The organism is Sporosarcina sp. USHLN248, assembly GCF_037144575.1.
Classification (GTDB): domain Bacteria; phylum Bacillota; class Bacilli; order Bacillales_A; family Planococcaceae; genus Sporosarcina; species Sporosarcina contaminans.
Genome location: NZ_JBBCZC010000011.1, coordinates 54,253 through 75,170, shown reverse-complemented (window position 1 = coordinate 75,170; position 20,918 = coordinate 54,253). Strand labels below are relative to the sequence as shown.

At 40.0% G+C, this 20,918-nt stretch carries 20 protein-coding genes; 7 read left to right on the top strand and 13 right to left on the bottom strand.

Annotated features, from left to right (window positions below; genetic code table 11):
* Positions 1–269: 269 nt before the first annotated feature.
* On the bottom strand, positions 270–1,916 hold the full coding sequence (locus WFH04_RS06485) for an FAD-binding dehydrogenase (protein ID WP_336823250.1): 1,647 nt from the start codon (positions 1,914–1,916) through the stop codon (positions 270–272).
* A 188-nt stretch (positions 1,917–2,104) separates the two neighbouring features.
* Here WFH04_RS06485 and WFH04_RS06480 point away from each other — a divergent pair, with 188 nt between their 5' ends.
* Positions 2,105–2,341 (top strand): cysteine-rich CWC family protein, encoded by a 237-nt coding sequence (locus WFH04_RS06480; protein ID WP_336823249.1) that lies wholly within the window; start codon positions 2,105–2,107, stop codon positions 2,339–2,341.
* Here WFH04_RS06480 and WFH04_RS06475 read toward each other — a convergent pair.
* Positions 2,322–2,945: a YjgB family protein gene (locus WFH04_RS06475; RefSeq protein WP_336823248.1), complete on the bottom strand. Its 624-nt coding sequence runs from the start codon at positions 2,943–2,945 to the stop codon at positions 2,322–2,324. The two genes, WFH04_RS06480 and WFH04_RS06475, sit on opposite strands and share 20 nt — an antisense overlap.
* A gap of 185 nt (positions 2,946–3,130) precedes the next feature.
* Between WFH04_RS06475 and WFH04_RS06470 the strand changes: the two genes are divergently transcribed.
* A complete protein-coding gene (locus WFH04_RS06470) occupies positions 3,131–3,433 on the top strand; it encodes a KGG domain-containing protein (protein ID WP_336823247.1) in 303 nt (100 codons plus the stop codon).
* A gap of 242 nt (positions 3,434–3,675) precedes the next feature.
* Here the strand turns inward: WFH04_RS06470 and WFH04_RS06465 are convergent, their stop codons facing one another.
* From WFH04_RS06465 to WFH04_RS06435, 7 genes are all read right to left on the bottom strand, one after another.
* A complete protein-coding gene (locus WFH04_RS06465; RefSeq protein ID WP_336823246.1) occupies positions 3,676–4,704 on the bottom strand; it encodes a hypothetical protein in 1,029 nt (342 codons plus the stop codon).
* Positions 4,701–5,588 (bottom strand): permease prefix domain 1-containing protein, encoded by an 888-nt coding sequence (locus tag WFH04_RS06460; protein WP_336823245.1) that lies wholly within the window; start codon positions 5,586–5,588, stop codon positions 4,701–4,703. The genes WFH04_RS06465 and WFH04_RS06460 overlap by 4 nt, the downstream gene beginning before the upstream one ends.
* Entirely contained in the window at positions 5,585–5,908 is a 324-nt protein-coding gene (locus WFH04_RS06455; protein WP_336823244.1) for a PadR family transcriptional regulator, read from the bottom strand. The genes WFH04_RS06460 and WFH04_RS06455 overlap by 4 nt, the downstream gene beginning before the upstream one ends.
* A gap of 424 nt (positions 5,909–6,332) precedes the next feature.
* Positions 6,333–6,836 carry a DUF2179 domain-containing protein gene (locus WFH04_RS06450; protein ID WP_336823243.1) on the bottom strand — a complete coding sequence of 168 codons (504 nt, stop codon included), beginning with the start codon at positions 6,834–6,836 and terminating at the stop codon, positions 6,333–6,335.
* Positions 6,837–6,948: 112 nt separating this feature from the next.
* Positions 6,949–8,091: a M24 family metallopeptidase gene (locus WFH04_RS06445; protein ID WP_336823242.1), complete on the bottom strand. Its 1,143-nt coding sequence runs from the start codon at positions 8,089–8,091 to the stop codon at positions 6,949–6,951.
* 86 nt (positions 8,092–8,177) lie between these two features.
* Entirely contained in the window at positions 8,178–10,226 is a 2,049-nt protein-coding gene (locus tag WFH04_RS06440; RefSeq protein ID WP_336823241.1) for a CocE/NonD family hydrolase, read from the bottom strand.
* A 28-nt stretch (positions 10,227–10,254) separates the two neighbouring features.
* Positions 10,255–11,760, bottom strand: coding sequence for a BCCT family transporter (locus tag WFH04_RS06435; RefSeq protein ID WP_336823240.1), 1,506 nt, complete (start codon positions 11,758–11,760; stop codon positions 10,255–10,257).
* 313 nt (positions 11,761–12,073) lie between these two features.
* On the opposite strand from WFH04_RS06435, the gene WFH04_RS06430 reads away from it, so the two are divergent.
* Entirely contained in the window at positions 12,074–12,757 is a 684-nt protein-coding gene (locus WFH04_RS06430) for a TetR family transcriptional regulator (RefSeq protein WP_336823239.1), read from the top strand.
* A 67-nt stretch (positions 12,758–12,824) separates the two neighbouring features.
* Here the strand turns inward: WFH04_RS06430 and WFH04_RS06425 are convergent, their stop codons facing one another.
* Positions 12,825–13,655, bottom strand: coding sequence for a DUF2785 domain-containing protein (locus tag WFH04_RS06425; RefSeq protein WP_336823238.1), 831 nt, complete (start codon positions 13,653–13,655; stop codon positions 12,825–12,827).
* A 14-nt stretch (positions 13,656–13,669) separates the two neighbouring features.
* Complete coding sequence (gene hprK / locus WFH04_RS06420) at positions 13,670–14,590, bottom strand: HPr(Ser) kinase/phosphatase (RefSeq protein WP_336823237.1); 921 nt, start codon at positions 14,588–14,590, stop codon at positions 13,670–13,672.
* A gap of 149 nt (positions 14,591–14,739) precedes the next feature.
* On the opposite strand from hprK, the gene WFH04_RS06415 reads away from it, so the two are divergent.
* A complete protein-coding gene (locus tag WFH04_RS06415; RefSeq protein WP_336823236.1) occupies positions 14,740–15,015 on the top strand; it encodes an alpha/beta-type small acid-soluble spore protein in 276 nt (91 codons plus the stop codon).
* Positions 15,016–15,563: 548 nt separating this feature from the next.
* Here the strand turns inward: WFH04_RS06415 and WFH04_RS06410 are convergent.
* Both WFH04_RS06410 and WFH04_RS06405 read right to left on the bottom strand, forming a co-directional pair.
* The gene (locus WFH04_RS06410) at positions 15,564–16,322 is read right to left on the bottom strand and encodes an SDR family NAD(P)-dependent oxidoreductase (RefSeq protein WP_336823235.1); all 759 of its coding nucleotides are present in this window, start codon (positions 16,320–16,322) and stop codon (positions 15,564–15,566) included.
* Positions 16,306–17,253: an MBL fold metallo-hydrolase gene (locus tag WFH04_RS06405; RefSeq protein ID WP_336823234.1), complete on the bottom strand. Its 948-nt coding sequence runs from the start codon at positions 17,251–17,253 to the stop codon at positions 16,306–16,308. The genes WFH04_RS06410 and WFH04_RS06405 overlap by 17 nt, the downstream gene beginning before the upstream one ends.
* A gap of 177 nt (positions 17,254–17,430) precedes the next feature.
* Between WFH04_RS06405 and WFH04_RS06400 the strand changes: the two genes are divergently transcribed.
* The 3 genes from WFH04_RS06400 to proC all read left to right on the top strand — a co-directional run bounded on the left by WFH04_RS06400 (position 17,431) and on the right by proC (position 20,866).
* Positions 17,431–18,570: an SPFH domain-containing protein gene (locus WFH04_RS06400; protein ID WP_336823233.1), complete on the top strand. Its 1,140-nt coding sequence runs from the start codon at positions 17,431–17,433 to the stop codon at positions 18,568–18,570.
* A 13-nt stretch (positions 18,571–18,583) separates the two neighbouring features.
* The gene (locus WFH04_RS06395; protein ID WP_336823232.1) at positions 18,584–19,693 is read left to right on the top strand and encodes a TFIIB-type zinc ribbon-containing protein; all 1,110 of its coding nucleotides are present in this window, start codon (positions 18,584–18,586) and stop codon (positions 19,691–19,693) included.
* A 363-nt stretch (positions 19,694–20,056) separates the two neighbouring features.
* A complete protein-coding gene (gene proC, locus WFH04_RS06390) occupies positions 20,057–20,866 on the top strand; it encodes a pyrroline-5-carboxylate reductase (RefSeq protein WP_336823231.1) in 810 nt (269 codons plus the stop codon).
* The last annotated feature ends 52 nt before the right edge of the window (positions 20,867–20,918 follow it).

The window sequence follows — 20,918 nt, the reverse complement described above, 5'->3', positions numbered from 1 at the left end:
ATGCTTCCATATTCATTAGTCTGAACATTAGGTAAAATTTAATCCTACAATCGGTAAACATCTTAATAATTCAACAAGCAAATCCAGACAATTCGATTATGACCAATCGAATGGACGAACGAGACGAAAGGATAAATGATAGGGGGCCATTCCATTTCTCTGAAAGACTGAATAACCATCTATCCATAATAAGTTGTCATGTTCAGGCCCCGTTTTCCTCTATTGTAAACAATAAGAAAAGTCATGGATTTCGATTTGCTGTAGCTTATTCATTTCGCCAAACTTTGCCCAACAATTTTACCGCCAAACAAACAGCCACCTAAAAAAGTTCCTTCCAAAGCGCGGTAGCCATGCATACCGCCTCCTCCGAATCCGGTTACTTCTCCTGCCGCATACAGGCCAGGCACTGGAGTACCGGACTCATTTAGAACTTGGCCATTCAAATCTGTTTGCAAACCGCCTAATGTCTTGCGCGTCAATATATTGAGTCGCACAGCTATTAAAGGGCCATTTTTAGGATCTAATATTTTATGAGGCTTTGCAACTCGAATCAATTTATCCCCTAAATAATTGCGGGCACCGCGCATTGCTGTAATTTGCAAGTCTTTCGTAAATGTATTATCCATTTCACGATCTCTTGCAAGCAGTTGACGCTCAATCTTTTCCAAATTAATCAAATCTTTTCCCGTAATGTGGTTCATCCCTTCCACTAATTCAGGCAGCGTATTAGCTACTACAAAATCCTTGCCCCGATCCATAAATGCCTTCACTGGTGCAGGCGGTCCAGGTAGAATCCTTGAGAGCACTTTTTTAATGCTTTTTCCTGTCAAATCTGGATTTTGTTCTGAACCGGATAACGCGAATTCTTTTTCAATCATCTTTTCTGTAAGGATAAACCACGAATAATCATAATTTGTCTCTTGAATCGCCTGTAACGTTCCTAAAGTATCAAATCCGGGGAAATTCGGCGCAGGAAAACGATTCCCTTCTGCGTCAAGCCAAATGGATGAAGGTCCCGGCAAAATACGGATGCCATGCAAGGGCCAAATTGGATTCCAATTTTGGATTCCTTCTGTGTAATGCCACATTCGGTCTTTATTGACAATCCGACCGCCTGCCTTTTCCGTTATCGAAAGCATGCGGCCGTCGACATGAGCAGGCACGCCAGAAATCATCCTTTTTGGGGGAATGCCTAATCGCGTTGGCCAATTTTCTCTTACAAGATCAAAATTCGCTCCAATTCCTCCGCTCGTTACTACAACCGCTGTCGCTTTGTATGTAAAGTCACCGATAACTGTCCTTGAGCTTTTCTCGCCTCTTTCAATATCATCTTTTTCCAATATCTTTCCTTGCACGCCGATAACGGTCCCGTTATGGCTTATTAATTCATCAACCCTATGCCTTGGCTTATAGTCCACAAGCCCATTTTCCATTCCTGCCCGAACCATTTTTTCAAAAGGCTTTACAAGCCCTGGTCCTGTGCCCCATGTAATATGGAAACGAGGCACTGAATTGCCGTGGCCTTCAGATAAATATCCCCCTCGCTCCGCCCAGCCAACGACAGGAAAAAAACGGATACCTAACGAATAAAGCCAATTTCTCTTTTCTTCTGCGGCAAAATTCACATACGCCTCTGCCCATTTTTTAGCCCAATAATCTTCATCATCCAACCGATCGAATCCCGCGCTCCCTAACCAATCTTGCCAAGCTAATTCTTTTGAATCTTTTATACCTAACCTTCGCTGTTCGGGAGAATCTACTAAAAATAATCCTCCAAACGACCACCATGCCTGCCCGCCCAGTGAAGTTTCAGGCTCTTGGTCCAATAAAAGCACCTTTTTCTTTGATTGAATCACTTCAGAAACCGTAACCAACCCTGCTAGACCAGCACCAACTACAATTACATCGTATTCCATAGTCATCCCATCCCTTATATAAGATTTACATGCTATTTATATTTCGCTATTTCTCCTAATAAGGCCTTTATTTCAGTGTGTCATTTACCGACCATGTATTCTTATTTTCAATATATGTTAAAACGATAGCTCCTTACTCTGTCTCCATGTTATAGTAATTTAATCTTACGCTTGAAGGAGCGATTAAAATGACTGACACGAATATAAATATCAATTGTCCTATATGCGGAGGTTCGAATAATTGCTGTTATGGCAAAGACAAATCTCTTGGGGAATGCTGGTGTACAGAAGAGACATTTCCTGAAGGAATTTTTGCTTACGTGGAATCCGAATTTATTCGAAAAGCATGTATATGCAAAAATTGTTTAGAAAAATATAAAACAGGTACTCTTTTTGGAAGACCCCTTACTTCACTTTCAGATTAACATGGCTAGCCGTTCCATCTTCACCTATGACAAACTGCAGTTCGTAACGATTAAGATCATAAATGAAATTCGTTTCATTTGTTGCATCAATCGTTCTTAATTCATGAGGATTTCCGAGCTGCTCACGTAAATCTTTCTCTGTAATTCCTCCTAAGTTCGTTTGGCGCTCAACATTCGTTCCGAAATAGCGTGCCTCCTGCAAAATTTCATTTTGATTGTATCGGAAAGCATACGATGCATTTCCCATTGAACCGTGGTAATGGTCATAATCGTCCTGCTCTTCAGGTTCACCAATTCGATTAACCACTTCTTTTCTTGTCGTTTTTCCTACATATATTCCATTAGGTACCTTATATACTTTTCCTTTTTTTGCATCCTCATAGAGATTGTTTAGCATCTCAAGAGATAGGTCCTTTTGAAACTCCTCGTCACTCTGTGCATTGCCTTTAGCTTGATCAGTTAACTTTTTATCGTCAATTTGTTGATTTTGCTCTTCGCTTACCTCTTCGTCTACAACTCCATCATCTTCACTTTTGCTTGCTCCACACGCAGCTATCGATGCTATAAGTAGCAAAAGAAGTAGGTAGATCATCATTTTCTTCATAGTTGAAGCCTCCTCGCTGTTTCCTTTTGTTGTCCAATAAAATCACTCCATTTTGTTATAAAATAATACAGATATAAAAATTGAAATGCAAAACTTTTACACAAACATGTTTAATAGATTCATGTACAGGGAACATCTTCAGTAGCAACATTTATTCTATTACTAACAAAGAGGAGGAATTAATAATGGCGAAAGATGACAACAAAAACAACAACAAAATGACGGTGGAGGAAGCTGGACGCAAAGGCGGAGAAGCAACTGCCAAAAACCATGATAGAGAGTTTTATGAAGAGATTGGCAAAAAAGGCGGAGAGGCTACTGCGCGGAATCACGATAAAGAATTCTATGAAGAAATTGGTAAAAAAGGCGGCGAAGCTCGAGCGCGCCAAAGCGACAACAATGACAATGACGGCAAAATGAGCCAAGAAGAAGCTGGACGAAAAGGTGGAGAAGCAAGAGCGCGTCAACGGAAAAATGATCAAGAGTAATTTATGAAAACCTTATAATTTGATAGGTTTTAGGCTGTAGGCAAAAGATCTTTGTCTACAGCCTTTTTTACTGTATATCGTAATAACACCGGCGTAGCTTTAAATTAGTTTCGATGCGGAAAGCGAGCAATATTTTTTGATAATGTGGATCTGGATAGTAAAAGGGGGGGAAGTCAATGTTGCCCAAATGGACAGCCCCTTTTCTTATTTTCAGAAACAAACTGCTTTCTACACAATTTTTTCTAATGATTTAAAGGAACCTCCATTGTCTCACCGCCATCTATTTTCATTTTGTATAAATGATAATCAGGCTGCCGTTCTCCAAAACGACGGTCGACAATAAAGTAGATTTGATCGTCGGGTCCTCTTAACGGCTTGGATGCATTTGATCTCATAGTCGTCAATTGCTCTGTTTCAAAAGTTTCATAGTTGAAGCTGAATAAATCATACTGAAAAATCCCGTTTGATTTAGTTCCGCTGACTGCTTGAAAAATGATTTCATTGCGCTCGGGAATTATTAAAAAATCATAAATATCTTCGTGCCCAGAAGGGTCGCTAATAATTTCTTTTTCTTCAGGATCACTCAAAGGAATTTGAAAAATCCTTTGTTTCGCCTGAAACACATCATCGGCAGATTGGACATCATCATCGTCGGTCATTTGTACAAAAACAGTATCATCGTCCGATGATACATGTAATGAGCTCATGGCATATTTTTTCATATGTGTATGTCGTTCACTTTTTTTCATATCAACTTTAAAACTGTAGACGTCAAAATCATGTGGTCGCTCTCCAGTAATCGGTGAATAATTTGTAAATGTATCCGCTCGTAAATAAAAAAGCAAACTAGAATCTTTCGGATCAAAAGCAATCTCTGTAACAATTGCATTTTCAGTAAAAGCAACTTCATCTTGCATTGTATCCATGTGAATAAAGTGAATTTCTGTATTGCTGTCCATGTCCATTTCTTTATCTGTTACAGCATATGAAAGAATTTGGCCATCATTGGAGAAGCTGACATCTACAATCGTTTGATCGACTGGAAACTGTGCTAACAACTCTTTTTTCCCATCTTTATCAGATTGATAAAGGCTTGGTTTACCTTGTTCAAATTCTACAAAAGCGATGATGCCGTCAATTGTGACATCGTATATACCAGTTAGTCCATTTTGCTTTTCATTTTCGGATACATCGAACATAAAACCCAGAATGACAAGCCCAATTGTGATGATTGCAATAGAACTTACAATCCATATAGTAGGTTTTTTCATGAAATAGCGCCTCCAAACATGTTAAACAATAAATAACCGACGCTTATAAGCAAAATAATCGACTGAATGGAAGCAATTGCATACGCCCATTTTTTCTTTTGCTTTGAGAGTAAACGCATTTGTATTGCGTAGGAAATGATCCAACAAACAATTGGAATTGATAGAATGAACAAGATAATATGGAGTTGATCTGTCGCAAAAAAAAGAGCAGCCCATAACCAAAATAAGGTAGCAGCGCCAAGCAATAATCCTGTCGTTATATTTACAAAATGAAGGCGTCGAACATCTTTATAAAACATTTCCCCTTTTGTTGAAAAATCGTAAATCGTCGTTCGATAGAGCAATATGATCGAGAGCACGATTATCAATATTGATATAATCGATAAGCCTATTGAAAGCGGAGAATTTATATCTGATGCTAATAAAAAACCATATAAGAAGACAAATAAATGGATAAGCAACAATCCATTTATCCAAAAACGCCTGTTTAGAATAGGAATCGCCTGCAATGTAACGAAAAGCAGCAAAGAACTGATCATCACAGCGATAATTAGCCAAGGAATATGGGCATCACCCATTATAAACAACTGGGAAATGTAAACAATGTAAGAAAATAATAACGATGATATTGAAAGAGCCAATAACATTTCTTTCCGGAAAGGATACATCGCTTGTTGAAGCTGCCGTCCGATTTCTTGCTCATCACCAAAATTCCGCATAGCCATCGTTGTAGCCTCCTCTTCCGAATATCCACTTCTTTGCAAATCAAAGAAAGAGCATTGTAAATGAGTTAAAAGCTCTTCATAGAGATCTTCCCGTTCGTCCCTGCTCCCATCAGTTTGACGAACAATCCCTTTAATAAATCGCTGAAATGCAGGTTTCATAATAATCCTTCCGAACTTTTTATAACGAGAGCGTTCATCCACTCCCAATTCTCTCGTTTGCTATTTAATGCCAAACCGCCTTGATTTGTAAGCGTATAATATTTTCTTCTTCCATTCTCTGTCTCTTTCCAATACGATTCGAGCCATTGTTTCTTTTCCAGTCTTTTTAACGCCGCATAAAGTGTTCCTTCGCTCATTTCATACTTATCATCACTAAGCTGCTTCAAAATTTTAACAATTTCGTAGCCATATAAATCTCTTTGGGAAATTAAAGACAACAATAACAAATCGATGCTACCTTTCATCATCTCTTGGTCCAATAACATCACTCCTTCTAAGAGCATCTTACCACGATGTACATCGTATTACAAGGTATACATTATAATGATCTTGATTATCCTCTATAACGCTAATAAAAAACTGCTATAAAAGTGTGATCCATTCAAATCCAAAGCATCAATTTTACGGAATTTTCCTAGATACTGGTCTTATACACTTTGGAAGATGGATAACCCGCTTAAATGAATTACGATAAATATTAGTTATCAATAATGAATATCTTCAGCCAACAGCTACCTTCGTCGAATTACTATCTTTTTTCGAGAACAGAAAAAATTCTTTATCCTATTGATCATTTTAAAAAACGATACCGGAAATGTCTCTTATCATTTCCGGTACCGCAATAAAGTTGTTTCAGGACTAAATTTCTTTGCTTTTTTTATGAAACAGTCAAAGGACTATCCATCATCGTAAATTTCTAACTAAAAATCCTCCATTGAAAGTAGTCGGTTCATACGAAATGATAAAAGCTTTTGGCGCAATTTCCAAAATAGTAGAGCGCAGTTTATGCTCATCCTTTCGTTTCGCTAACACTTTCATGACGAGACGCTTGCCATCCTTGCCGTCAGCGAGCCATGAAGTGACACCGTAATTTTTTTCTCTCAATGAACGGCAAATATCCATATCCGTATCGTTAACGACAACTTCAAACACGGTGTAGCCTAATGCCAATTTTTTTTCAATACGGCTTCCTACATAAACGCCTAATCCCCATCCAAAACAATATGCCGCAATATTAATAGGTTTGTCCAAGTTATCTAATACTAAAGTCAATCCCATTAAGTAAATGAACACCTCCGCCATTGAGACAACAGATGCAATAACACGCAAACCTTTAAATGTGAACAGGACACGCAACGTAAATAAAGAAACATAACATAGATTAATAATGATGATGGTTAAAATCATGGCTATCCGTTTCTCCTACTCTATAATAGTATTCAGCATTTTATATTATTTCCAAGTTTCGGATCATTATGGCTAACATCATACGGTATAAGGAAGTCAGTAAACAAGGGCACTATGATAGAGCAAAATGCATCTTTTCAAATTCTCTTGGATATTCGGTAATAGAAAAACTTCCATCGTTTGTTACTATTACGGTGTCAGAATGGCGGAATCCACCAACGCCGGGCACATAAACACCGGGTTCAATCGTGTAAACCATTCCCTCCTTTAAGATGAGCTCATTATCGAAACGTAAATAAGGTTCCTCATGCTCGGATAAGCCAAGACCATGGCCGACTCGATGCTGAACAAAATCCGCATATCCTGCCTTTTTGAATACATTGAACGTTGCGATATCTACTTCTTTAGCTACTATTCCAGGACGTATCATATTCATGCCGACTTGTTGAGCTTCAATTGCAAGCTTCAATAAATCCTTTTGCTTTTCTGTTACATTTCCGATTAAAAATGTCCGCTCATTTTCGGCTCGATAATTGTTATACCAAACTTGCCTGCTATGAACGACTACATCTCCATCGGCAAATTTTCTTGTACTGGAATTGAGATGAGGCATTACACTTCGTTCAGTGCCTGAGCATGTCCAATCTGCATACCCGATCAATTCATTCGCATATTGCTGAGAAGCAGTTTCAAGCAAAACCCGATCCCCATATGAATCGAACTCTAACTCGCTTATCCCGACGCGCACATTTGACAGGGATTCTGCTATGGCAAGATCTGATAGGCGTCCCGCAATTCGCAAGCATTCAATTTCCTTTTCTTCTTTTATCGATCGCATCTCAATTAATTTGTCTCCAATATCTGTTAATTGGTATCCGCTTTTCTGCAAAAATTGATAGACAGACGCGGGCATAGATGCCATCTCTATCCCAATTGTACTATGCCGAGGAATTTTTTTAAGGATTCTACAGACGAATTCAAGATAAGAAAGTGTAAGGTTGCGGTGTGCATATTGCTCATAGTAAATATGTGTCCTATCAACTTGCGCCCGTTCGGAAGCATGCGACTCTTCAAGCTTCGGGATGATCAATTGCACATCATGCACATCAATAAACGTTAAAATCGGACGTGAATACGAAATCGCCCGGAAATCAGTTACGTAAAACTGATTATCTGGATCCCAAATGATCGATAGCTGAATGCCTTGTTCCTCCATATATTGACGCAGACGCTCAACTCTTCGGCGCACTTCCATCAGAAACCCTCCTACTTTTTGTAAGTCATCGTAGTCAAATGCAGAAGAGAGGAGAGTGGAGTGACTGCACTCCGCTCTCCTGCTCATTACATATGATCTCTCGGTATTTCTATTTCCCAAGTTTTGTTGAAAACTTCTTCGTCTCCTTCAAAAGCAATCAATTTGTTCATTAGATAGAAGTTTTTTTCATCAGCGGTCATAACACTATGCGTTTCGAGGCTTGTTTGCCATTCACCTCGACCTACTGTCAATGTCCAGTCACATTGAACTTTTGCTGAAAGTGGCTCCCCTTCTTCTATCGAAAAAATGTTGCGGTTCGTACTGCCATATTCAATACCATTTATGTGAAGCTTTCTTGCACCTTCATCAGAGAAATCGTCCAATATCCAAACGTTCGAAATGACATCATGTTTAATTTCCCTAGTACGCTTTGCTTCTCTCAAAATATCTTTTTCAAGAACAGGTGCTGTTTCAGGTTGATCAAATGGCTTTAATGTCATATCAATCTCTCGATCTGCACGGATAGGCAAAGTAAGATATGTCTTTTCAGATGGATAGACTGACAATGTAACCGGTTTTGGCGATGGCCAAGCATGAGGCCAATAGGTTGGAGAGATCGCTAATTGCCAACGGTGGCCTGGAGAAAGAACATGACCGATTGCATTCATCTCCACAGTAATTTCATATTTTTTCCCAACTTCAAGCTCCTCGGGAAATTCGTGGCTATTCCGGTGTGTTAAATTTAGCATCCCCCATGTTACACGAGTTGATGATCCGTCCGGTGCAACGTCATTCAACCGTACTGTAAGCAACGCATTCGGTTGATCTGACGAGCATTCCACGGTGAATTTCGGATGACCTAAAATAGGCACTTTTTCTTCTGCAGGCTGTGACTCGAAAATAACTGCATAACCATTTTCATTTCTTTGGTCGCCTGGCAAATCACCCGGTTGTCCGAATGGGCAAAACACACCGGCGTGTAGACCATGCTGCTGAACGCTTTCAACTTGTATGGCCCCCGACTTCTTCGGTTCAGTTGTTAAAGAGGAGCCATTCAAATAATATTTCTTGTTGTTAATGCTTGAAGGTGGCCATTGCTCTTCTGCTACCCAATAACCGGGACGGACAAAGTAATCCGTTTGTGGAGGCACGCTATCTTGCATCCATGCTCTTAGCATTGGTTCCTCCATAATACCTGTATCAATCCCTTTCAGCCAATGGTCATACCAACGCAAGCACTCTTGCAGAAAACCGATTTGCGGTCCAGGGACTGCCATTTCAGGGTATTCATGTGCCCAAGGACCAATTAAGCCTTTTCGAGGCCCTTTTAACCCTTTTAAGAGACGCGGAATTGCATTTGTATAGCCATCAGCCCAACCGCCTACAGCAAAAACAGGAATATCGATGTCATCATAATTTTCACAGACAGACCCATGTTTCCAATAGTCATCCCGACGTTGGTGGCGAACCCATTCTTCAACGAATGGTGGAGTCTTCTCTAGCCTTTCAAGCCAATTTGCCTTCCAAGACTCTCCAACGATTTCTGGATCTGCAGGACGCGCATTGTATACAAACATTGTAGAAGCCCACCAAAGCATATCTGATGCTAACATTGCACCGCCTTTATAATGAACATCATCCTCGTATCGATCATCAGTGGAGCAAAGTGTGACAATTGCTTTTAAATGCGGATGGCGCCTCGCTGCAACTTGAAGCCCATTGAATCCCCCCCATGATTTACCGATCATTCCTATGCCTCCGGTAAACCACGGCTGCTCCGAAATCCAAGTGAGCACTTCCAAGGCATCATCCTGTTCTTGTTTTAAATATTCATCATACATGATCCCTTCAGAATCACCTGATCCGCGTAAATCTACTCGGATGCTTGCATAGCCATGACCTGCAAAATAAGGATGTCGAAGTGAATCACGCAACGCTGTAAAGTCGTCCTTACGATATGGAATATATTCAAGTATAGCTGGCACCGGATTTTGTTCAGCGTCTTCCGGTAGCCAAATACGTGCCGATAGCCTTGTTCCATCAGACATCGGAATCCAAATATGTTTAATTTCCTTTACTTTTCTTGGGAAATCCGTTCGTACGACACGGTTTGTTTCACGTACGTTAAATACCATGTTGAACCCTCCTAAGATGCTTTTTATATTATTGTTGCTTCGGAAAATCTTGCTTTAACCATTTCAGTAGTGAAACGATAAGCAGTAAATAAAAGATGTAAATTGGAACCGAGACAACGACTGCGGAAGTTTGAACAACACGCAGACCACCGACTAAAAGCAATGAGATCGATATGATCGCTAAAATAGAGCCCCAAACCATCCGATGCCATCGTGCCGGTTCTTGTCCTTCTTTCAACTCTTTCGTAGCAATGGCTGATAAAATATATGTAGCTGAATCCATTGAAGTTGAAAGGAAAATCAATGCCAAAATAACGAAAAACGGCAATACAATTGCACTTAATGGCAATGTGTTCAAAATCTCTACGACAGTTGCAGGGCCACCGCTCGTATTCAAAATCTCATTGAGAGGCAGAATATCTTGCAATTGCAAGTTCATCGAATATCCACCGAACACTCCAAAGTAGATCCATCCGCCAATTGAACCCCATAATAGCATGTGGACAATTAGCTGACGTATCGTACGTCCCCTAGAAATTCGGGCAACGAAAAGTCCCATGAATGGAGCAGTTGCCGCAAACCAAGCCCAGTAAAAGACCGTCCATCCTTGAGGGAAACCACTTTGAGCGATCGGGTCGGTATAAAAGCTCATCATTGCAAAATTTTGAATCATCATGCCAAAGCTATTTGTAAAATAAGTGAGAATAAATAAAGTTGGACCTGCGATAAAAACAAAAATTGCAAGTGCCAATGCCAAATAGACATTTATATCACTTAAACGACGTATCCCTTTATGCAATCCGATAAAAGCACTTGCAGAGTAAATGATCGTAATACAAATAACGATAATCGCATCAAGTGTAAGTGTTTGCTCGATGCCCAAAATGCTTGCGACAACTGCTGAAACCATTGGGACTCCTAATCCTAAAGAAGTGCCCAACCCACCTACTAAACTCCAAATGACTAAAATATCGACTAACTTTCCTATCCAGCCATCAGCGTATTTTCCGAGTGCACCGCTTAACGCTACACTCATCTTAAGAGATGGTCGTTTTTTAACAAAATACGTATAGGCAATAACAACTGCCGGAAACGCGTAGAGAGACCATGCGGAAATTCCCCAGTGGAACAGCCCATATGTTAACGCCCATTCAGCTGCTTCTTTTCCTTCGGCTTCTACACCAAATGGAGGTCCAGAAAAATAAGTAATTGGCTCAATCATCGACCAATACATAATACTTGTTCCCATTCCTGCCGTGAACAGCATAGTTCCCCAACTAAAAGTGGAGAATTCAGGTTTGCCTTCACCTAACTTGATATTGCCGTACCTGCTAAAAGCCAGCCATACTAAAATAATAAATAGCCCGAATGTTAAAAATTGAAATGCCCAGTCCATTTTAAACGTAATGGACGACATCAAATTGTCTAAATATGGTTCAGCCGTAGAGCGATTGATCACTAATAAAACCGTTACAATCGCAATAGCAAATATCGATGTCCAAAAAATAAATGGATCTACTTTTGCTTTCTTCATTACTTTCACCCCTATTTGTAATATGTGTTTTTGTATATCTTTCATCCAACCAAGTATTTTCAGTTTGTTAGCGCTTTCAAACTACCGATAAGTCATTTTCCCAATAGTAATTATGCAAAGTGCCACATCGCGAAATCCTGATTCGATTGAAAAACATAATCAGTTAAAATATAATAATCATGATTATATTTTAATATTGATTATGTTACCATATGAACTTTCAGAGAACAATGGAAAATTGATAATAAAGAGAATGAAAATATTGTATACTGCTAAGTAAGCGGTTAAGAGAAAGCAAATGAGGTGCAATCTATTGAGTAATCGTAAAATTCAAATGGGAAGAATGTGGAAGTATTTTATTGAAGCAACTGTAGAAATCATCGAGGAAGAAGGAATTGAACAAGTGACGATTCGTAAAGTTGCGGATCGGGCGGGCTATAACAGTGCCACGATTTATAATTATTTTTCAGAAGCATCCCACTTAATCTTTTTTGCTTCCATGAAGCTTTTGAAGCCTTATATCGATGATGTAGCCAATTATATTAAACACGGCGACACAGCTTTGGACAAATATATATTGGCTTGGGAATGCTTCTGCAAATATTCATTCAAACAACCTTCTATCTTCCATGCTGTCTTCATAATGGATTTGGGTGATCAACCTGAAAAATTAATCGAACGCTATTATGAATTGTACCCTGCAGATTTGATACATATACCAGAAGAATTGAAACCTGCCCTTTTTGAGCGAAGCATGTCGAAGCGAGGGCAATCATTATTGCAAAATGCGGTGGATGAAAAACTCATTGGAGAAGAACAAGCTGATGATATTAATGAAATGACCAATTTACTTTGGCAAGGTATGCTAACAAATATATTGAATAATCGTTTAGATTATAATTTGGAGAAAGCCGAACAAAAAACGATGGAGTATATACAGAAAATTATCCGCTACGTATCTGACAAAACACAATATAACAATGCTATGCGCTCTTGAATAAAAAACATGCAAAGGGGGATGGATTGCCCTTTGCATGTTTATTAATTTCAAGGTGATCATTCTATTATATATTCTGTTTTTTCTGTATGAAATAAGAGAGTGTATTTTGCAATTGATGTCCGATAAGTTGCTTCTTCAATGCAAAGTAATATGTTTTCATAAATTGCAAAATGTTTGTCCGGGCATTGAAGTAGTCCTTGTCATACCCTTTACCATTATAACGCCTATCAAGCCGTTCAAAGATTTGCTCAACCCACTCCATTAGGACTTCCTCTGGATATTGTTGTTTCATGATGGCCATGAGAATGGCAACAAGCCGTTCATCCTCATCATCGCTATATACAGTTCCCTTATAGAAACATGATTCAATACTATTCAAAATTGTTGGGACGAAGCGTTTTGGACACTGAGGATGCAAAACAATCGACTCCATCATATCCGCACCATGCGCAACACTATGCGCCCATCCCTTTTGGTCTACATATCCTCGGACATCTTTTTCCTTTGCCAAATAAGTTATGCATCTTTCCATCAATGGTTCTGTTAATTCAGCGTTCAAAAATGGCTGCTGTCGATCAGCGTAAAACAACCCTGCAAGCCAAAGTGCCGAGAAAGAACGAAGGAAAACACTATCTGTTCCTTCTTCTCCTATTGAAGCAAATAAATATTGATCACCTGCGTTGGCTGTTATAGCTTCTATTAATTGTTCTCGCGTAAAATGGTTACCCATGATTAATTTGACGAATAACCGATATACCATATCATCACGAAGCTCACTATCAAGCGCACCAATATTGTTCATTAGAAAGGAAAATACTTTTTCCCCGTTCATCTCCATATAGGATGCACATTGTTTTTCATTCATTACGATCAGTTCTTTAATTTGCTGCTTCAAATGTTTTCATCCTCTCAGGAATCCTTGAATTCAGGCTGAAGTCGGCTCATAAATTCCTCTACCGCACTATATCCTTGCTGCATTAGATACCAATTATTGGCAGCAGCTTCAATTAGCCCCGCTACGTCCCTTCCCGGTTGCAGCTGGATTTGAATGTGCGGAATTGGCACATCCATATAGTGCTTATACTTTGTTTCCATTTCCAACTCATTATTTAATGAGTTATCCTTCCATTCCGTCAGCTCAATATCGAGTGCAATCCGGCTTTCTTCTTGGAATGCTGCACGTCCATATAGACGGACTACATTGAGTAGACCTATGCTGCGAAGTGCTAAGAACTCTTTATTTTTTTCATTATGCGTTCCTAAAAGCGTTTGTGGACTTAGCTTTTTAAGAACGACAATATCATCTGCAATTAACCGATGTCCCCTCCCAATCAATGTATGGGCCGTCTCACTCTTCCCTACACCCGATTTTCCGCGCAACAATATTCCGATGCCCGAGACGTTAACACAAACGCCGTGGACTGCTATTTCTGGAGCCATCGCTTTTGTAACATAAGCATCCATTTTCGCACTCATTTCACTGGTGGAATCTGGAGTGCGTAACACAGGAATATGCTCTTCGGTACAATATTGACGGAGCCCTAATGGTTCTTCCTGATTGGATGTAATCACTATGCATGGCGGATCATAGCGGACTATATTGCCAATACGCAATTTACATTCTTCGTCTGATAAAGTATGTAAATAATTGATTTCATTTTTCCCTAAAATTTGGACATGCTCTGTCGCAATAAAATCAAATTTGTCCATGAACTCAAGACCCGGACGACGAACTTTTGTCTTTTTCAGCTCTCTGCCAAGTTCATTATGGCCAACAAGCACTTCTAAATTAAATCGTTGGACGATATCTTGGATCGTCACCGTTTTCATTCCCGAATCCCTCCATTTTCTTTCGACTCCACACTATTTCGTTTTAGTATAACATGTATTTAAACGTATGCTTGATAGTTTAAGTTCACGAAAACCGTCTTTAATTTCTTCTGTTTTGCAAAGACTACAGTTGAAAGGAGGGATGTACAGTGGCGAAGAAAAATAAATTGTTAGTTCCCGAAGCAAAATCGCAAGTGGATCAACTCAAATGTGAAGTAATGCGGTCAAAAGGTTATCGTGCAAATTGCAGCAATCCTGATTCCATTAAATTCGAAGTTGCGGAAGAGCTCGGCATTCCTTTGTCTAATGGAAACAACGGGAATCTTACGGCAGAACAGGCCGGAAAAATCGGTGGTACGATTGGTGGAAGCATGGTAAAAGAAATGGTACGGTTAGCCGAAAAACAACTTAAAGAAAACAGATAGTGCAACAATCAAAAAATATGTAAAAAAAGGTTTATCAATTTTTTGTTGGGGTACAGTAAATATACAAGGCGAAACGATAGTGGAAGTGAGCCAATAGAGTGCACGGCCACTAAGAATTGCACAGCCTTGGCGGAAAATTTGCTTTACTGGCAAGTATACACTCGTCTGAAGCTCATTTTGTTGAGCTCAGCCACAGCGTAACAATTTTGCGGTAAAAGGTAAGTTTTTTGTGGAAGTGCAAATTGAAGTCCGGACTATGAAACCGATTCACAAAAGTGACGGTTGCGCCGAGATGGGAATAGAGCCGGAAGCATTATACTGCACTGACGAGCGTTATGTTTGTCAGAAAGAACAGGTTTGGAAAGATTCACAAACAACTCAAATTTTCCGTTGCATGAAGGAAAAGCATGGCCCCTTAAAGGTCATGCTTTTTCGTTGTGCAAAGGGACAGGATGTATTTAGTTTACATAATAATATTATATAGATATTAAAAAAGATGTAATACTGTAGCAAATAAAAACAAGCTGCTCCACTTGTAAAAGAGCAGCTTATTTCTTATAAAAATATTTCTTTCCCGCTTTTTCTATAAAAGCAGGAGCCATGGCGTAAAGCTTACTTGTAATACCCATTATTGCCGGAAGATTGATTTCCCGCACTGGTTTATCGATAAGCTTAATAAGCGCATCGGCTACACGATCTACTTCAAGCAAATGGTTGCCAACAGAAGTGCGGTATGCGCCCGTCTGATCCGCTTTATCTAAAAAAGGCGTATCAATTGGACCAGGATGTACGACTGAAACATCAATATGATAAGGAGCTACTTCCATGCGCAACGCATTTGTATATCCGATGACCGCGTGCTTCGTCGCTGCGTAGATTGAAGCTTTCGGAGTAGCCACCTTCCCCGCTTGTGAACCAATGTATATAAGGTGACCACCCCTCCTTTCCATCATTTTCGGAAGGAGTCGTTTCGTCATTATCATTGGGGCAATTACGTTAACATCCATCATTGACTGGATTGTATCATCCTCTATTTCGTGTGCAGCAGCAAACTTTCCAAGACCAGCAGAAAAAATCACTATATCAAGATGACCGATCGCAGCTAAAAGACGATCGATCTCTTCCGCTTTTGTAACGTCGCAAGGAATGGCTGTCGCTCCTTCATTTTGCAACTCGTAAAGACGATCAGGGGCTCTCCCTGTAACAAAAACATTGAAACGGTCTGGATTAGATAAAAGCTGCATCGCTGTCGCATACCCTACACCGCTCGTCGCACCGGTTAGTAGCACATTACTTTTTTTGTTCATAGTGGAGGATCCCTTTATCATCCTTAACTTCCAATAACTGTCCTTTAGATAGTAAATAATCGATTTGGCCAATTGTTTCTGATAACGTAAGCCCTAATTCCTTCTCGTACACATGAGGAAATAATTGCTGCGTCAATTCATAGATCGTTCTGCTGCCATCATTCAACATATCATATACTTTCATCGCTCGTTCATGCTGCTTTTCCAATCTTTCCTCTATAAGCGAGTGAACATTACGAACTTCTCCACCATGGCCGCCATAGATGATTTCAATCGGCAAATTCAAAAGACGCGTCAATGATGCATTATATTGCAGAAGCGACTTTGGGCGTTCTGCATCTGGGTCCGCAGGCGGCTCTATTAATGGATTGGAAGATACTTTTTCGAGCACGAGATCTCCACCGATCATTTCTCCAGTTTTCTCATTAAACAAAGCAATATGGCTTTGAGCATGACCTAAAGTCTCCATCACGACCCAACTATGATGTCCACTTACAATATCTCCTTCGCCTATGAATCGATCTAATGACCTGTTGCCCATTAGCATGATCGGTCGTTTCATCTTCTCTACCCAATTGAAATAGTTCGAGGGAACCCCTTCTTCTTTTAGGCATGTTAAATAAAAGCGGTCATGATACGCCATAAACTCTTTATCCCGTTTCAACCATAAATCATTGTACGGATGGCCAATAATTTCGGCTTGATCGAAGGCATCAATCCAACCTGCATGATCTGGATGGTGGTGCGTTAAGATGACTTGGTCTATATCATTGAACGAGTAGCCAATTTCACGTAATCCGTACTTGATCGCTTCATATGCTTCCGGCGTTTTCGGACCAGCATCTACGATAGTAAGCGCATCCCCTTTTATAACAAATGCGTTAACATCTCCCACTGCGAATGGAGTAGGAATCACTATTTTATGTATCATAAAAAATCTCCTTTGATTTAAAAATATGAATGGTTATTCATTCAATTGTACTCCTTTTCAATGATCTCGTCACGCCTCGAGGATGAATTTCTATGAAACCTTTCAAATTAGTCGTTCGTATTATGTTATAATGACTCTACATTTTCTACTGTAAATTGTATAGAAAGGGGTAAGGAAATGAGCATTTTCGACTTTTTTAAAAGCCAACTCATCGAAGTTATCGAATGGACCGATCAAAGTACAAATAAAATGGTGTATCGCTTTCCTGTGCAAGGCAACGAAATTAAAATGGGTGCAAGTTTAATAGTCCGCGAGTCCCAGGCTGCGGTTTTTGTGAATGAAGGGGAAATTGCAGATGTTTTTGGTCCAGGCCATCACGTGCTCTATACGCAAAACATGCCAGTTTTGACAAAATTGAAATCTTGGAAAACGGGTTTCAATTCTCCTTTCAAAGCAGAAGTTTACTTTGTCAATACAAAGCAGTTCATCGATCAAAAATGGGGAACTTCAAACCCTATCATGATGCGCGATCCAGATTTCGGCATGATTAGATTGCGGGGGTATGGTGTCTATTCATACCGTGTTGCAGATCCAGCTGTTTTCATGAAGGAATTGTTTGGAACAAATTCTTCATTTGATACGAGCAACATTGATAGTCATCTAAAAAAAATGATTATGTCCGGTTTGACGGATCTTTTTGCGGAATCTCAAGTAGCTGCACTCGATCTTGCAATGTTTTATGACGAACTAAGCTCACAAGGCCTTGAAAAAATGCGTGATCGATTTGCACAATTCGGCTTTGAAATTACGTCGCTTTATATAGAAAACCTTTCTCTTCCTAAAGAAGTTGAGCAAGCGATGGATAAACGAACAACGATGGGCGTTTTAGGTGATATGAACCAATATACACAATGGCAAGCAGCTGAAGCTTTGCGTGACGCAGCTAAAAATGAAGGTGGCGGTATGGCAGGTGCAGGCGTCGGTCTTGGCGCAGGTGCGGCGATCGGTAATGCGATGGCAAATGCTTTTACTACTAGCCAACAAACTACAGCATCTCAAGCGGAAGAAAAAATGGCATGCCCTCATTGCCAAGCGAATATTCGTACATCGGCAAAATTCTGTCCAGAATGCGGACAATCTGTACAGCAAAAAAAGGTGCCTTGTATTCATTGCAAAGCAGAAATTACAGAAGGCTCCAAATTTTGTGGCGAATGTGGCACAAAACATATTACTGAAAAGAAATGTACCGCTTGTAGTGCGGTTAATAACCCAGCAGCAAAATTTTGCGGTGAATGCGGTGCGGGGCTAGACGTGTAAGGAGGCCGGCTCGATGAAGGAAATGGACCCTGACTTGAAAACTGTAGAAGAAACGGAAGTAAACCAATGTTCTTCATGCGGCGGAAATACTGTTTACGATCCTGCTTCCAAAGGCATGAAATGTCCTTTCTGTGGCACTGAGGAAGAAATAGAAGCATCTTTGGACAATGCGATAGAACATGATTATTTAAGTGCCCTTGATCATGCGGATCATGTTTGGAATGAGGAAAAACGTGTTTTTAAATGCGATAACTGTGGCGCCGAAACAGTGCTGGATAAAAATAAAGTAGCGGATTTTTGCTCATTTTGCGGCTCCTCACATATATCTGTAACGGAGCATGATGCAGGCATTAAACCAGCACTCGTCCTCCCTTTCCAAATAGCAAAGGAAGAAGCAATCGATAAATTCAAAAAATGGATTTTGAAAAGACATTTTGCTCCGAATCGTTTGAAAAAAGAATATGAACTTGAAAAACTGAGTGGTGCTTATATTCCCTATTGGACGTTCGACTCTGACACGCGCTCTGTGTATACCGTTAAAATCGGAACATATTATTATGTGACGGAAACAAGAACCGTATATAAAGATGGGAAACCGGTCCAAGTGACGGAAAGGGTCCGAAAAATCCGATGGAGAACGCAAAATGGCCGCTACCATAAATTCCATGATGACGTGTTAGTGAAAGCATCCCGCAATGTCGCCTCTGGTTTGATCGATCAGGTAGAACCATTTCATTTAAAAGAGCTGACGGATTACAAAACAGAATATTTATCTGGATTTTTAGCGGAACGATATTCGATCCCATTAAAAGAAGGATGGTCGGAAGCACGCAGTATTATTGACTCAAGAATTCGTTCAGGTATATTACGAAAAGAAATCGGAGATGAAGTGCGGATTGTAAGAATAAATACCGAATATAATGAAATCACATTCAAGCATATTTTACTGCCGCTTTGGATTTCGTCTTTTACATTTAATAATAAAGTATATCGCTTTTTAGTGAACGGCCAAACAGGAAAAGTTAGTGGAAAAGCTCCGATAAGTTTTTGGAAAGTCGCATTTGTCACATTACTTACTATTCTTGCAGTTGGTGCATTCATTCTGTTCCAAGATTTCTTATAGTCCTTTTGAATGTTGACTTTTTTCAGACTACATGACATAATTTCCTTACATTGTTAGTGGAGATCTGATCCCTATAGCAACGGCAATGCGTTGAAGAAGACGAGTAGTCATGGTGAAGGAAATAAGAGAATGCGGTCACCGGCTGAGAGCCGCACTTCCCTCTCCCACGATGAACCTACTTCGGAGCAGCTATGGAAACATAGCCGTCCCTTTCGCGATAAGAAAGACGATAGGTGTGTCAGTAAAGCTGGCAAATTTAGGTGGTACCGCGGAAACAAGCGTTTTCGTCCTGATGTTTATAGGGCGAAAGCGCTTTTTTATTTTACATTTATTCAATGTGATATTAAGAGAGGATGGGTCAATATGGAGACGATTGTATTTGTAGGTGCCGGGTCAATGGCAGAAGCGATAATTGCAGGAATGGTCGTTCGCAATACTGAAGATGCGAAAAGAATTTATGTCATGAATAAATCAGACGATGATCGACTCGATTACATGCAAAGTCGCTACGGAATATCGATCGTCTGCCCTGAACGAAAGGCATTAAAATTTGCTGATATGATCGTGCTTGCAACTAAACCGAAAGATATCCGGCAAGCCATGGCTGAAATTGCTCCACATTTGAATGATCACACAGCAGCATTGTCTGTCATTGCCGGAACTCCAATCAAAACGATAGAACAAGGATTAGGCATGCGCCCTATCGCCCGCTCTATGCCAAACACTTCCGCTACTATCGGTAAATCTGCAAGTGGTATTGCAATGAACAGCAAAGTAGATCAGCGATGCAAAGATCAATTTATCCAATTGCTTTCTTCCATTGGGATTGTCAAAGAAGTTCGAGAGGAAGATTTGCACGCTGTTACAGCATTATCAGGAAGCGGTCCTGCATACGTTTATTATTTAGTCGAAGCTTTAGAGGAAGCGGCAATTGATAAAGGGCTATCGAAAGAAATCGCACGTGAATTGATCATCCAAACTTTGGACGGTGCAGCATCCATGTTAAAAATGACTGGAGAAGACCCAATTACTTTAAGACAAAATGTTACAAGCCCAGGCGGAACTACGGAAGCTGGATTGAATGCATTGGAAACACGAAAATTCAAACAAACAATTGCGGAATGCATAGATAGCGCTGAAGGAAGATCGCGTGAATTAGGGGCTTTGTCATAATTTACTCATTTAGTGCTGAAGCAGATTTTCTCAGCTTTCGCATGTATTTTGA